This window comes from Mesorhizobium sp. M0496 (assembly GCF_040321205.1).
GTDB lineage: Bacteria > Pseudomonadota > Alphaproteobacteria > Rhizobiales > Rhizobiaceae > Mesorhizobium.
The window spans coordinates 65,261-77,928 of sequence record NZ_JAMYRC010000014.1; the positions used below are offsets into that span (position 1 = coordinate 65,261).

Here is a 12,668-nt window from a genome sequence, read left to right on the forward strand (position 1 = left end):
CGCCCGACCGCTCATTGGATAATGAAATGTTTAAGGAACCAGCTTGTAGCCGCCGCTTTCTGTCACAAGAATTTCCGCATTGGAAGGATCGCGCTCGATCTTCTGGCGTAGCCGGTAGACATGGGTCTCCAGCGTGTGCGTGGTGACGCCGGAATTGTAGCCCCACACTTCCTCGAGCAGCACATCGCGCGTTACCACCTTCTGGTCGGCACGATAGAGATATTTGATGATCGAGGCCTCTTTCTCCGTCAGCCGCACCTTGCCGCCGCGCGGGTCGATCAGCAGTTTCTGGCTGGGCTTGAAGGTGTAGGGCCCAACCGAAAAGGTCGCGTCCTCGCTCTGCTCATGCTGGCGCAATTGCGCCCGAATGCGGGCGAGCAGCACGGCGAAGCGGAACGGTTTCGTCACATAGTCGTTGGCGCCGGCTTCGAGACCAAGAATCGTATCCGAATCGGTGTCGTGGCCGGTGAGCATGATAATGGGCGCCTTGTAGCCGCCCTTGCGCAGGATTTTCACCGCTTCGCGGCCATCCATGTCGGGCAGCCCGACATCCATGATAAGCAGATCGATGAGGCCGCCGCGCGCTGCGGCGACACCTTTTGCCGCAGTCGATTCCTGCAGCACGTCGAATTCCTCGTAAAGGGACAATTGCTCGACCAGGGTGCCGCGCAGGTCGTCATCGTCGTCGACGATCAGAATGGTGCGTGAAGTCATGGATCAATCCGTTGTTTTGAAAAGAAAATTCAGTTGACCGCTGCCTGTTTATGCGGAAGCTGACCGGCACAACAGCCGATCACAGTGATTTGTTCCGTGGCACGATCATACAAGAAAAAACACGATCGCAATGCAGCCGGCGCAATTTTGCGAAAAGGGCTGCACTTGCTGACCGTTCGCGCCAGGCCCGGCCATCCAAGCCAGGGCCTGCTGCAGGCCGGCAAAACGGTGTTTGCCTGCGCGCTGGGGCGGGGTGGCATCTCGGCCGACAAGCGCGAAGGCGACGGCGCGACGCCGCTGGCCTCGATGCGGATCCTGTCGGGATATTTCCGGGGAGATCAGTTCTCCAGCGGCCGCAAGACTCGTCTGGCGATGACGCCGATCGGGCCTGATCTGGGCTGGTGCGAAGTGCCTGACGACCGCAACTATAACAGGCCGGTCAAGATTCCCTATGGCGCCAGCCACGAACGCATGCGGCGCGACGACCGGCTCTATGACGCCTGCCTGGTGCTCGACTGGAACCTGGCGCCGCGCCGGCGCGGGCGCGGCAGCGCCATCTTCTTTCACCTGGCGCGTCCCGGCTTCACACCGACGCAAGGCTGTGTGGCGGTCACGGCGAAAACAATGGCACGGCTGCTGCCGCTGCTGTCGGATCGGACGGTGGTGAGGGTGGTAAGGTAGGCAGTAGGCAGTAGGCAGTAGGCAGTAGGCAGTAGGCAGTAGGCAGTAGGCAGTAGGCAGTAGGCAGTAGGCAGTAGGGCTACCTGTCGGCGCCGACCTAATTATCCCTACTCCCTATTTCCTACTGCCTATTCCCTAACCTTCGCGGCTGCTGCCAGCCGATGTCGAGAAGGCCGAGGCGGCCCATCTCGCGGTCCATGGCGCGTGCGATGTCCTTGCGCCTGGCGCCTACGTCGCGCAGTTGCCGATCCGACAGGTCTTCGACATTCTGGTGCGGGAGATTGATGGCGACCCGGGCGTGACGCAACCAGTCGAGGGTCTCGGTCAGCCAGGCCGGACGGCGTGTCGATGGGTTCAAAACGATGATGGACATGGCTTGATCCGTTCTCTCCGGATATCAAATCCGGCTTGATGATGTTTCGATGGTTGGATTATGCCAGATTGAAATCCCTGTGAGAAACGAGTAGTTTTCTCTGGATCATCAAGTTTTCTTTGAGGATAGGATGGCTCGCCTGCTGCCAGGAACTCGCGCCTTGAGGACGCTGGAGGCGGCGGCCCGGCACCTCAATTTCACCCGCGCCGCCGATGAGTTGGGGCTAACGCCGGCCGCCGTCAGCCATCAGGTCAAGGAAATCGAGGATCAGCTCGGACTGGTGCTGTTCACGCGCACCAGCCGCACCATCCGCCTGACCGAGGCGGGAACGGTGCTGTTCGAGGCCTCGACCGACGCGCTCGACCTGCTTGGCCGGGCCGTCTCGCGGGCGCAAAAGCTGACGCGCGGCGCCGCGCTGCTGAAAGTGACTCTTGATGCGCAGTTCGCGTCAAAATGGCTGATGCGGCGCGTCGACGATTTTCGCAAGCATCAGCCCCATATCGAGCTGAGATTCGACATTGCCTACGAAGTGCGGGATTTCGAACTCGACGACGTCGATGTCGGCATCCGTTTTGGCGCCGGCAAATATCCGGGCCTTCGCGCCCACCGGCTGTTCGACAACATCCTCATTCCGGTGTGCAGCCCGAGCCTGTTGACGTCCGGTCCGCCGTTGCGCGAGCCGCGCGATCTTTTCAATCACACGCTTGCCCATATCGAATGGTCGCGACAAGGCGTGACATGGCCGAACTGGCGGATGTGGATGGCGGCGGCAGGCGTCAACGACTTCGACGACAGCCGGACCGTGGTGTTCAAAAACTCAACCGATGCCGTCCAGGCAGCGCTCGACGGCAATGCCGTCGCGCTCGCCGATTTCGCCATGGTGGCGAACGACCTTTCCCAAGGAAGGCTGGTGCAGCCTTTTGAACTCGGCCTGCGGGTGGCGCCCGAGTTCGCCTATTTCCTGGTCTATCCCGAGAGTACCGCCGACGATCCGCGTATCGTCGCGTTTCGCGAATGGATTCTCGAGGAGGTGGCCAAGACGCGGACCACGGACAAGGGGCAGTAGAGCGGCCTTATGTAGCAAAAGCACCAACCTCCCGCACGACCTAAAGAGTGGGTTCCCATAAAATTCGGGCATGGGACAGCCGCTCGTCATCTACGCATTAATCTCCAAGCCGGTCGCGAAGGGCTGGGATGCCAGCGATAGCGGCAAAGTCGCCAAGGTGACGGAAAGCGTCAAGGGCGCGAAGAATTGGACTAGGCGGCGGCCGAAGCCTTCTTCGAGCCATCAGATATAAGAGCGTTCTTGTATCCTGCGGCAATCAAAGCCGCCTTGACAGATTCCGCTTGCTCAATGTCCTTGCAGACTTGGATAAACGGACCGCTCTTTCGTCCAGATACAGTGATCATTTTGATTGTTCCTCGTAGGAGACGAATAGCGGCTGGCCAAGATAGCCAGCCAACCTATGCCCAGCTCGTTGAAAAGCTGAATGCGATTGGTGTGGACGAGAAGGAGGTGAACATTCGCAACAAACTCGCGAGGGGCAAGTTCACGGCTGCCTTTCTTCTCCAGTGTCTGGAGGCGATAGGGACGGCGGCAGTTTCCATCGCTCGTTAGGCATAAGGTCCCTGTCTAGATGGGAGTATCGATCCTGAAGCTCCGTGACACGCTGCTGATAATCTTCGGAGTGCTTGAGGTCTTCGGTTAGGATGGCAACCATAGCCATCGCGGCCGCTCGCATGTTGGCTATATCGAAGATAATCCGGTCCACAATTTCAAGCTTTTGCGGTTCCGGAATCTTGTCGCCATCCCCAACGAAGAACTTTGAGCCGTCCACGGTCCACCGAAAACCGGAACAGAAATTCCCCCAATATCGCTTGAAGTGAACGTCGGAAAAAAACAACGCAGCGGTTTCTGTTACCGGTTTCAATTCGGCATCGGGATTGATCGTGGCCATCTGGACGATAGGGAGGTCGAGTACAGCGAATTTGGCCAGCGCCTTCGCCAGGTTTGCCCGCTCTGCCAGAAACGATTCCTCAAAGAACTGTCGTCTCTTTACGGAGGTGTCGGCGATGATCCCACGAAGCTCCACCAATTCCCTTTGATCGTCCCTCCAAATGAAATACGGCGCAGTCAAAAGCCGAAGGCCGACGCCACCACCAACGATCATAATAATCGTCCACGCCGCATAGGCCTGTACCGCCGCGTTCACGGCGTCACCTAGAACCGAAAATAAGGCCGGCACTAATACACCGCCGACGATTGAAAGTTTGTCCGTGAACAGCACGGAGCCAGCGAACGCGCGCCGTATGCATTTCCCCAAATAGCCCATAGGGGAACAATGACCGGAATCCTTCCGGTTGTGGAGTCTTCACTTCTCCCGCAAGATGAATGCTTGTGCATTCTGGGGGGATTGCAATGCTGAAGCGTGTTTGGGACGGAACCGTTTCGCTCTGGGCTACGATCGCAATTTGTTCATTCCTACTTTTCGTCACGGCGCTGGGTTTCATGTCAACCCGCGCCTATGATCGCGCTACCCAGGATTACCAGACCGGTCGCGCATATGATGAAACCCGCCGACAATTTGAGCAGCGATGCGCGGGTCTTGAAGGCAAAGAAATCTTCGACTGCCTTAAAGAGCAGATAGAGACCGCCCGCGAGCCCAGCCGCTCCGAGGAAGATGTAGGCGCGCAAAAGGAGATGGCCCGCTGGGCTCTCGCGCTCTTGGTGGTAAGTGGCGTTTTGGGGGTGCTTACGCTTATCGTAACTATCGTCGGCGTTATCTTTGTCCGCAATACGCTGGAGGCGACCCGGCTCGGGACTAGTGCCGCCGTTGATGCAGCGGAAGCCGCAATCGAGAACAACAGGATCATCCAGGCAGAACAGCGGCCATGGGTAACACTCGAACGGGAAATTCCGTGTCAATTCAGCGCCTCTGGCAACACTGGAATGTGCAACTGGAAGTACGGCATTCTCAATCGGGGAAAGCTCCCCGCTCAAAGGGTCCGTATCAACCAAAAGTTGGTTCGTGGGGGGATTACCCACCCGTTGGAAGATGCCTTCCGTGCCTTTGTTGATGAGGCGCGCCGCAATGCTCTCAACAGAGGTGGCACGGTTGTTTTCCCAAACAACGACGCTAAACCTGACACAGACTGCATGTGCGCGGGCTTTTTCGAGGCGCCAGGCAACGAATACGCGCTGTTCGTTTGTGTCACTTATCAACACGCGGGGGGCGTCGGTCTCGACGCTAATCTGCTGGGGATAAACGCTAGCCAAAACCCCAAAGCTCTCCCCCATCAGCATGACTTGCTTAGCTTCGGAGGGGAGAGGATAGTAGAGTAATCAGGTGGCCCACGCCGCCCGCGCGATCACCGCGCCACCTTTGGTGCGTTTGCTACATAAGACCGCAGTAGGGCAGTAGGGATGGGCGTCGGTGCCGCCTTCGGTCCCCTATTCCCCTACTGCCTTTTGATCAGCTTGCCGCGGCGCCGAACCAGCCGATTACCGCGCCGATGATCAACAGCACGCCGAGCCAGTGGCCGCCGTCGATGAAGGTCAGGTCCCAGCCGAAATTCTCGTAGCGATGGTTGACCGAGAGCGTCGTGGCGACGAAGCCCAGCCAAAGCACGAAGCCGAAGACCAGGCCGGCAAGCAGTGTCGGCTCGCCGCCGGTTATCGCGCCGACGACCAGCGCCAATATGTAGGCCATGACCAGTTCGGCGATGAAGCTGATGACGAAGGGCAGCGGCGATTTCTTCATCGTCGCCGGATTGAGCTTGGCGGCTTTCAGCCACGGCTTGCTCAGGCCCATGTACCAGGCGGCGCCGAACAGCCATGCCAGAATTGCGGCGGCGATCACCGCCAGCCAGTTCACTGCTGAAAAATCCATGAGCTTCCCCCTCCAGATGCGAACTTGATGGAACGCCTGTTCGGCGTTGGCGTCAAGCAAACCGCCAGACAGTCGTGCGCTTGACGAGCGCATCCTCCAGTGCCCGCGTGACGGCCACCTCATAGACCGCGAGCGGCTCCAGCCCTGCCTTCGGCATATACGACCGGCCGGGGTCGCCGACGAGAATCTCGGCGCCGCGCGCCTTCAGCGTTGCGAACCACGGCATCAGCCGGTCGGCGAAGGATTTGTCGTAGAAAACATCGCCGGCCAGGATCACGTCCCAACCCGCATCGGTGCCGATACAATCCGTGCCGAGGAATTCGATCCCGACATCATTGGCTTGCGCATTGAGCCGGATCGCGGTTGCGCAGAACGGATCGATGTCGGTGGCGATCACCTCGGCGGCACCTGCCTTGGCCGCGGCGATAGCGACAAGGCCGGAGCCGGAAGCGAAGTCGAGCACGCGCTTGCCCCGCACCGTGCCGGGATTGTCCAGGACATAGCGGGCAAGGCCCTGGCCGCCGGCCCAGGCAAAGGCCCAGAAGGGCGGCGGCAGGCCGATCTCGATCAGCTCATCCTCTGTCCGCTGCCATAAATCATGCGCTTCATCGGCAAGATGAAGCAGGATTTCCGACACGTGCGGCGGCGCCATCAGCGCCGTATTGTCGAGAATGAACTGTTTCGCGCTGTTCGGCGTCAGCGCCGTCACGGAGCCGGCGTCAAGCCGCCCATGCGGCAGACTTCCTTCCATTCGGCCGGCGTCACCGGCTGCACGGAAAGCCGTCCGAGCCGCACCAGCGCCATGTCGGCAAGCTTCGGATTGGCCTTGACCTCTTCCAGCGTCGGCGGGTTCGGCACATCCCTGACGGCGCGGATGTCGACGCATTCCCAGCGCGGATCGTCGGTCGTGGTGTCGGGATGCGCCAACGCGCAGACCTCGGCGATGCCGACCACGTTCAGCCCCTCGTTGGAATGATAGAAGAAGCCGAGGTCGCCGATCTGCATGGCCTTCATGTTGTTGCGTGCGGCGTAGTTGCGCACGCCATCCCATTGCGTACCGGCCTTGCCCTTGGCCTTCAGCGCCTCGAAGGAGAAGACCGAGGGTTCGGATTTGAACAGCCAATAGTTCATGTCTTTGCTCCTCCTGAGGGTCCGTCGGCCGACGATCGGATTTAACTACCCGCCGGCTTGTTGAACGTCCAGTTCCACGGGCGGATTTCGACGCTCTCGAACAGGCCGGCCTTGGCGTAAGGGTCGGCGGCCGACAGGGCCTGCGCGCCCGCCATGTCGGGCGCTTCGACGACGACGAGGCTGCCATTGGGCTTGCCTTCGGCATCGAGGAACGGACCGGCGAAGGCCAGCTTCTTGTCGCCGTTCAACCCTTCGAGAAAGGCGATATGCTCGGGCCGCGTGTCGAGGCGCACCTGCAGGCTTCCCGGCTTGTCCTTGCAAATCACAGCAAACAGCATGGTCTCTCTCCTGGTCTTGGGATCATCAATCGTTGGTTTCGGTCTTCAGCGGCCGGGTCATCAGGGTCGTCACAGCCTGCCGGATGGTGATGGTGCCGTCCAGTATGGCGGCGACGGCGGCAATGATCGGCGCGTCGATGTTGCGCTCGGTGGCGATGCGGGCAGCGATCGCCGCCGTCGGCACGCCCTCGGCCAGCGGCAATCCGGCAAGCTCCTTGCCTTGCCCGAGCGCCAGCCCATAGGCGAAATTGCGCGACTGGGTCGACGAGCAGGTCAGCAACAGGTCACCAAGGCCGGAAAGCCCCATCAAGGTCTCGGGCCTGGCGCCGAAGGCGGCACCGATGCGGCGCAGTTCGACAAAGCCGCGCGTCACCATGGCGGCCTGGGCGCTGGCGCCGAGCCCCGCACCGGTGACGGCACCTGCGGCGATGGCGAAGACGTTCTTCAAGGCGCCGCCGATCTCGACGCCGATCAGGTCGTCGTTCGAATAGCAGCGCAGATTCTCGGCGGAAAAGCGGGCGGCGAGTTCGGCGGCCAAAACCTCGTCGCGGGCGGCGACCACAACGGCCGTCGGCAGGCCGCGAGCGACATCGGCGGCGAAGCTCGGACCCGACAAAGCGGCAACCGGATTTAGCGGCAGGATCTCTTCGACGATTGCCGACAGCAAGGCGCCGGTCTCGCTTTCGATGCCCTTGGCACACAGAACCAACGGGATACCGGCCGGCATATGGTCCTTCGCTGCCGCCAGCGTAGCCCGCAGCGACTGCGCCGGTGTCACCGCCAGCACGCAATCGGCGCCGTCGAGCGCGGCTTGGATGTTGCTCGTCGCCACGATGCCGGCCTGGAGCGTAATGCCCGGCAGATAGCGTGGATTTTCGCCGCGGTCGATCGCGGCGACGGTCTCCGGGTCGCGCGCGTAAAGGCGGACGAAATGACCAGCGCGAAGCATGGCCAGCGCCAAGGCAGTGCCCCAGGCCCCGCCGCCGAGCACGGCAACGCGCCAGCCGGTTGGCGCTGTGTCGTTGCCGCTCATTGCCCCCTCGTTCATGCCTTTGCTCCGCGCCGGCCGGAGCCGACCATCGGCGCCGAGATGCTGTCCAGCGGCCAGCGCGAGCGCGGTACGAAATCGAAGCCGTTCTCTTGCGCCATGCCGATCCGCAGCCGTTCTATGCCGGCCCAGGCGATCATCGCGGCATTGTCGGTGCAAAGTTTCAGCGGCGGCGCAATGAATGTGAAGCCGGACTCGGCGCAGAGCCGCTCCAGCATCGCCTTGATCGTGTGGTTGGCGGCAACGCCGCCGGCAACCACCAGCGCCGGTTTCTTGGTGCCGGGAAATGTTTCGCGAAAGCGGGCCAGCGCGCGAGAAACGCGGTCGGCCAGCGCATCGGCCACGGCCGCCTGGAACGAGGCGCAGATGTCGGCGACATCCTGGTCGCTCAAGGGCGCAATCGCGCTCGCCGCCTGGCGCACGGCGGTCTTGAGGCCGGAGAAGGAGAAGTCGGGCTGGGCCGAGCCCTTCATCGGACGCGGAAAAGCAAAGCGTGAGGCATTGCCGGTCTGTGCCGCCTTCTCGACGTTCGGTCCGCCGGGATAGGGCAGGCCGAGCATCTTGGCCGTCTTGTCGAAGGCCTCGCCGAGCGCGTCGTCGATGGTCGTTGCCCAGCGCTGATAGTCACCGATGCCACGCACGGCGAGGATCTGCGTATGGCCGCCGGAGACGAGCAGCAGCAGATAGGGAAAATCGAGCCCGTCGGTCAGCCGTGCCGTCAAGGCATGGCCTTCGAGGTGGTTGATGGCGATCAGCGGCTTGTTTGCGGCAGCGGCGATCGCCTTGGCCGTCATCAGCCCGACGATCAGCCCGCCGACGAGGCCGGGACCGGCGGTAGCGGCGATCGCGTCGATATCGGCCAGCGCCACGCCCGATTCGGCAAGCGCCGCCTCGACGATGCCGTCCAGCGCCTCGACATGGGCGCGTGCCGCGATCTCCGGCACGACACCGCCGAATGCGGCATGTTCCTCGATCTGGCTGAGCACGATGTTGGACAGGATTCTTGGCGCGGCATCGCCGTCCACCGCCACGACGCTGGCGGCGGTCTCGTCACAACTCGTCTCGATGCCCAGAACGCGGATCAATTCGTCGCTGTCCCTAAAGATTGTATCATGGGGCTTTCCCCGTTAGGAGAAAGCCCGGAAAGGCCTCGGTTATTTTAGCCGCATTTCTGCGACACCAAGTGGTTCCACTTGGCTGCAAAATGCTCAGGCCGGGGGTTATCACGGACCGCGCGCCATGCAAACAATCTTGAGAATCGGAACACGCGGCAGCCCGCTGGCGCTGGCACAGGCGCATGAAACGCAGGCGCGGCTGATGGCCGCGCACGGCATGCCGGCGGAGGCGTTCGAGGTGGTCGTCATTTCGACCAGCGGCGACCGCATCCAGGACCGGCCGCTGTCGGAAGCAGGCGGCAAGGGCCTGTTCACCAAGGAGATCGAGGAGGCGCTGCTGGCGGGCAGGATCGACATCGCGGTGCATTCGTCGAAGGACATGCCGACGCAACTGCCCGACGGTCTCGAACTCTCGGCTTTCCTGCCGCGCGAGGACGCGCGCGATGCCTTTGTCGGCAAGGCGGCGAAGACCATCGCCGACCTGCCGCGCGGGGCGAAAGTCGGCTCGTCGTCGCTGCGGCGGCAGGCGCTGATCCGCCGCATGCGGCCGGATCTCGACGTGGTGATGTTCCGCGGCAATGTGCAAACGCGGCTGCGCAAGCTTGACGAAGGCGTCGCTGCGGGCACCATCCTCGCCTATGCCGGACTGAAGCGGCTCGGGCTCGAGCATGTCGTCACCGACTTGATGCCGCTCGACATCTTCCCGCCGGCGCCGGGGCAAGGCGCGATCTGCATCGAAACGCGTATCGGCGACCGCGACGTCGAAAAGATGCTGGCGGCTATCCATGATGTGCCGACCGGTCAGGCGCTGGCCTGCGAGCGCGCTTTCCTGGCGGCGCTCGACGGTTCCTGCCGCACGCCGATCGCTGGTTATGCGACGATCGAGGCCGGAAAACTGTCGTTCGCCGGACTGATCATCTCGCCCGACGGCACGCAGTCGCACACGGTCGAGCTGCAGGGACCGGCGCAGGATGCCGCCCGCATCGGCGATGAAGCCGCGCGGACGGTGCGGGCCAAGGCCGGCGAAAAGTTCTTCGACGGCTGGCTCTGAAATGCGTCGCGTCCTGGTGACGAGACCGGAACCGGGCGCCTCGCGCACCGCGCGGCAACTTGAGGCGACAGGCTTCCAGCCGATCCTTTTGCCCTTGACCGAAACGGTGGCTTTGGCGGTCGATGGCGGAGCGGTTCCAGACGATGCCGTCGCCGTGGCCGTCACCAGCGCCAATGCCCTGCGCCATGCGCCGAAGGAAATCATCGCGGCGCTCGCCGCCTTGCCTTGCCATGCCGTCGGCGAAAGGACGGCGCAAGCGGCGCGCGAAGCAGGGTTTTTGTCGGTCAGCGAGGGCCCGGGCAATGCCGAAGGTCTCGCCGACAGACTTGCTGGTGATCTCTCGGGCAAGACCATCGTCTATCTCTGTGGGTGCGTGCGGTTTCCGGCATTCGAACAGAGGCTGGAGACGGCGGGCGTTCAGGTGCACGCTGTCGAGACATATAACACGTCAGCGGTGGGTTATTCGGACGAAACGATCCTCGAGCGTCTGTCTGGCCAACCTGTCGATGCGGTGCTGCTTTATTCAGCCAAGGCGGCCGCCGCGATGCAAGTGCTGGCCAGGCGGCCAGCTCTGCAAGGGCTCTTTGAAAAAACATGGTTTTTCGCTCTTTCCGCCCGCATCGCCGCAGCGCTCGACGATGTCGCCGGCGAAAGAACCCGCATCGCCGCGCAGCCTGACGAGGAAGCACTGCTGGCGCTTTTGCAGGCGCGGCTCTGACCCGCGTCATCACACCGCCCCTTTTCACCGCTTGGTGATGTGCTAGACCCTTTCTGAACCATCATGCGCCGCCAGGCGTTGAGACGAAGCGAATTGTGCGGAGCCAGGAATGGTCAAGACGCCGAAGATGCGACACTCGAAAAGCCGCCGCGAGCCGGTGACCATCGATCTGGAGCCGGGCGCCGTTTCACGCGTTGCCGACGAGGATGCCGCCGAGACGCAAACCCAGACAGACGAGGCGCGGGCCGAGGAAGCAGCGGATGCTTCGCAGCCCGAGGTTCCCGAAGAGCCGGTTCATGCCGACCAGACCGACCTCGAGCCCTGGGAGCATGCCGACGCCCAGGCCGAATCGGAGCAGCCGGCGGCGGCGGGCAAGGGCGGCGGTGAGGCTGAGTTCCCCTATCCCGGATCGTCCGATGATCCCGGATCGCCCGACGCGCCGGCCGGCAAAACCAAAGCCTACGACTACAATTTCGAGGACGCATCGGCGAAGCCCACGCAAACCGACGGCAACGAAGCCAAAACCGAGACACGGGACGAGAAAATTTCGCCCCCAGCAAAGCGTGGCGGCCTCAACGGCATCGCTGCCGGCATCATCGGTGGTGTCATCGCGCTGGTCGGCGCCGGCGGGCTGCAAGTTGCCGGCCTGCTCGGCGCGCCGGGCTCCGGCGCCGCTGTCTCGCTCGACGGCGTCAACGGCGAGATTGCTTCGTTGAAGAGCGAAATCGCCGGTTTGAAGGAAGCTGGCGGCAACAGCGATGCAGCAGCCAAGGTGGTCGGGCTGTCTTCGGGCCTGGAGCAGGTCAAGGCCGATGTCGCGGCGCTGAAATCGGCGGTCGAATCCGGTGGAGCAGGCGACACTGCCGGGCTTGCCGCACTGGGCGATAAGATCAAGCAGATCGAAACGGCGGTCGCAGCCCTCGGCAAGGCCGGCGGCACGGCACCGGTCGATCTCGGCCCGCTCAACGAAAAACTGGCTGGTCTCGACGCGCAGGTGAAGTCGGCCGGCGAGGCGACGACGGCGCAGGATGGTCGGCTGACCGCACTGGAGCAGTCGGTGTCGCAGCTTTCCGGCAAGGTCGAGGCGGCGGCCGGACAGCCGAAGATTGCGCTCGCCATCGCCGCGTCGGCGCTCAAGGCAGCGCTCGATCGTGGCGCGCCGTTCTCGGCCGAACTTGAAACCTTTGCCGCGATTTCGCCGGACGCGCCGCAGCTTGCGGCACTGCGCCCCTATGCCGAAAAGGGCGTTCCGACCCGCGCCGAGATCGCATCGCAAGCGGATGCCGCCGCCAGTGCCATGGTCGCTGCCGCGGCGCCGGTCGATGAGAATGCCGGCTTCCTGCAGAACCTTTTGTCGAGCGCCGAATCGCTGGTCAAGGTCAGGCCGATCGGCGCCGTCGAAGGTGCCGGTGCGCCCGAAATCGTCGCGCGCATGGAGGCGGCGGTCAACCAGGGCGACTACGCCAAGGCGCTCAGTGAATACGACACGCTGCCGCAAGCCGCCAAGGCTGCCGGCGCCGACTTTGCCGGCAAACTGAAGGCACGCATCGAGGTCGAAACCCAGGTCGACGCCCTGATCTCCGGCGCGATGAAGGCATGAGGGCAACAC

At 62.7% G+C, this 12,668-nt stretch carries 17 protein-coding genes; 7 read left to right on the forward strand and 10 right to left on the reverse strand.

Features of this window, described 5'->3' with window-relative positions:
- Positions 1–30: 30 nt before the first annotated feature.
- Entirely contained in the window at positions 31–714 is a 684-nt protein-coding gene (locus NKI73_RS14870; RefSeq protein ID WP_352630848.1) for a response regulator transcription factor, read from the reverse strand.
- A gap of 165 nt (positions 715–879) precedes the next feature.
- Here NKI73_RS14870 and NKI73_RS14875 point away from each other — a divergent pair, with 165 nt between their 5' ends.
- Positions 880–1,395, forward strand: a complete 516-nt coding sequence (locus tag NKI73_RS14875) for a L,D-transpeptidase family protein (RefSeq protein WP_352630851.1) — start codon at positions 880–882, stop codon at positions 1,393–1,395.
- A 121-nt stretch (positions 1,396–1,516) separates the two neighbouring features.
- Here NKI73_RS14875 and NKI73_RS14880 read toward each other — a convergent pair whose 3' ends face one another.
- The gene (locus NKI73_RS14880; protein WP_352630853.1) at positions 1,517–1,768 is read right to left on the reverse strand and encodes a hypothetical protein; all 252 of its coding nucleotides are present in this window, start codon (positions 1,766–1,768) and stop codon (positions 1,517–1,519) included.
- A gap of 130 nt (positions 1,769–1,898) precedes the next feature.
- Between NKI73_RS14880 and gcvA the strand changes: the two genes are divergently transcribed.
- Positions 1,899–2,834, forward strand: a complete 936-nt coding sequence (gene gcvA / locus NKI73_RS14885) for a transcriptional regulator GcvA (protein WP_352630855.1) — start codon at positions 1,899–1,901, stop codon at positions 2,832–2,834.
- Between the two features lie 191 nt (positions 2,835–3,025).
- Here gcvA and NKI73_RS14890 read toward each other — a convergent pair whose 3' ends face one another.
- On the reverse strand, positions 3,026–3,178 hold the full coding sequence (locus tag NKI73_RS14890; RefSeq protein WP_352630997.1) for a hypothetical protein: 153 nt from the start codon (positions 3,176–3,178) through the stop codon (positions 3,026–3,028).
- Between NKI73_RS14890 and NKI73_RS14895 the strand changes: the two genes are divergently transcribed.
- Entirely contained in the window at positions 3,123–3,386 is a 264-nt protein-coding gene (locus NKI73_RS14895; RefSeq protein WP_352630983.1) for a DUF6471 domain-containing protein, read from the forward strand. The two genes, NKI73_RS14890 and NKI73_RS14895, sit on opposite strands and share 56 nt — an antisense overlap.
- Here the strand turns inward: NKI73_RS14895 and NKI73_RS14900 are convergent.
- Complete coding sequence (locus NKI73_RS14900; protein WP_352630856.1) at positions 3,319–4,056, reverse strand: hypothetical protein; 738 nt, start codon at positions 4,054–4,056, stop codon at positions 3,319–3,321. The two genes, NKI73_RS14895 and NKI73_RS14900, sit on opposite strands and share 68 nt — an antisense overlap.
- Before the next feature lie 131 nt (positions 4,057–4,187).
- Here NKI73_RS14900 and NKI73_RS14905 point away from each other — a divergent pair, with 131 nt between their 5' ends.
- Positions 4,188–5,111: a hypothetical protein gene (locus NKI73_RS14905; RefSeq protein ID WP_352630858.1), complete on the forward strand. Its 924-nt coding sequence runs from the start codon at positions 4,188–4,190 to the stop codon at positions 5,109–5,111.
- Positions 5,112–5,241: 130 nt separating this feature from the next.
- Here the strand turns inward: NKI73_RS14905 and NKI73_RS14910 are convergent, their stop codons facing one another.
- The 6 genes from NKI73_RS14910 to tsaD are packed head-to-tail and all read right to left on the reverse strand — an operon-like array spanning position 5,242 to position 9,257.
- On the reverse strand, positions 5,242–5,658 hold the full coding sequence (locus NKI73_RS14910; RefSeq protein ID WP_352630859.1) for a DUF1761 domain-containing protein: 417 nt from the start codon (positions 5,656–5,658) through the stop codon (positions 5,242–5,244).
- Positions 5,659–5,710: 52 nt separating this feature from the next.
- Positions 5,711–6,310, reverse strand: a complete 600-nt coding sequence (locus tag NKI73_RS14915; protein ID WP_352630986.1) for a class I SAM-dependent methyltransferase — start codon at positions 6,308–6,310, stop codon at positions 5,711–5,713.
- A 53-nt stretch (positions 6,311–6,363) separates the two neighbouring features.
- The gene (locus tag NKI73_RS14920; RefSeq protein WP_352630861.1) at positions 6,364–6,789 is read right to left on the reverse strand and encodes an EVE domain-containing protein; all 426 of its coding nucleotides are present in this window, start codon (positions 6,787–6,789) and stop codon (positions 6,364–6,366) included.
- 41 nt (positions 6,790–6,830) lie between these two features.
- Positions 6,831–7,127, reverse strand: coding sequence for a YciI-like protein (locus NKI73_RS14925; protein ID WP_352630862.1), 297 nt, complete (start codon positions 7,125–7,127; stop codon positions 6,831–6,833).
- Positions 7,128–7,152: 25 nt separating this feature from the next.
- Positions 7,153–8,175 (reverse strand): NAD(P)H-dependent glycerol-3-phosphate dehydrogenase, encoded by a 1,023-nt coding sequence (locus tag NKI73_RS14930; RefSeq protein WP_352630865.1) that lies wholly within the window; start codon positions 8,173–8,175, stop codon positions 7,153–7,155.
- The gene (gene tsaD / locus NKI73_RS14935) at positions 8,172–9,257 is read right to left on the reverse strand and encodes a tRNA (adenosine(37)-N6)-threonylcarbamoyltransferase complex transferase subunit TsaD (RefSeq protein WP_352630988.1); all 1,086 of its coding nucleotides are present in this window, start codon (positions 9,255–9,257) and stop codon (positions 8,172–8,174) included. Before tsaD ends, NKI73_RS14930 begins: the two co-directional genes overlap by 4 nt.
- Before the next feature lie 157 nt (positions 9,258–9,414).
- Here tsaD and hemC point away from each other — a divergent pair, with 157 nt between their 5' ends.
- From hemC to NKI73_RS14950, 3 genes are all read left to right on the forward strand, one after another.
- Positions 9,415–10,341, forward strand: a complete 927-nt coding sequence (gene hemC, locus NKI73_RS14940) for a hydroxymethylbilane synthase (RefSeq protein ID WP_352630867.1) — start codon at positions 9,415–9,417, stop codon at positions 10,339–10,341.
- 1 nt (position 10,342) lies between these two features.
- Complete coding sequence (locus NKI73_RS14945; RefSeq protein ID WP_352630870.1) at positions 10,343–11,059, forward strand: uroporphyrinogen-III synthase; 717 nt, start codon at positions 10,343–10,345, stop codon at positions 11,057–11,059.
- Positions 11,060–11,168: 109 nt separating this feature from the next.
- Positions 11,169–12,659 carry a COG4223 family protein gene (locus tag NKI73_RS14950; protein WP_352630871.1) on the forward strand — a complete coding sequence of 497 codons (1,491 nt, stop codon included), beginning with the start codon at positions 11,169–11,171 and terminating at the stop codon, positions 12,657–12,659.
- The last annotated feature ends 9 nt before the right edge of the window (positions 12,660–12,668 follow it).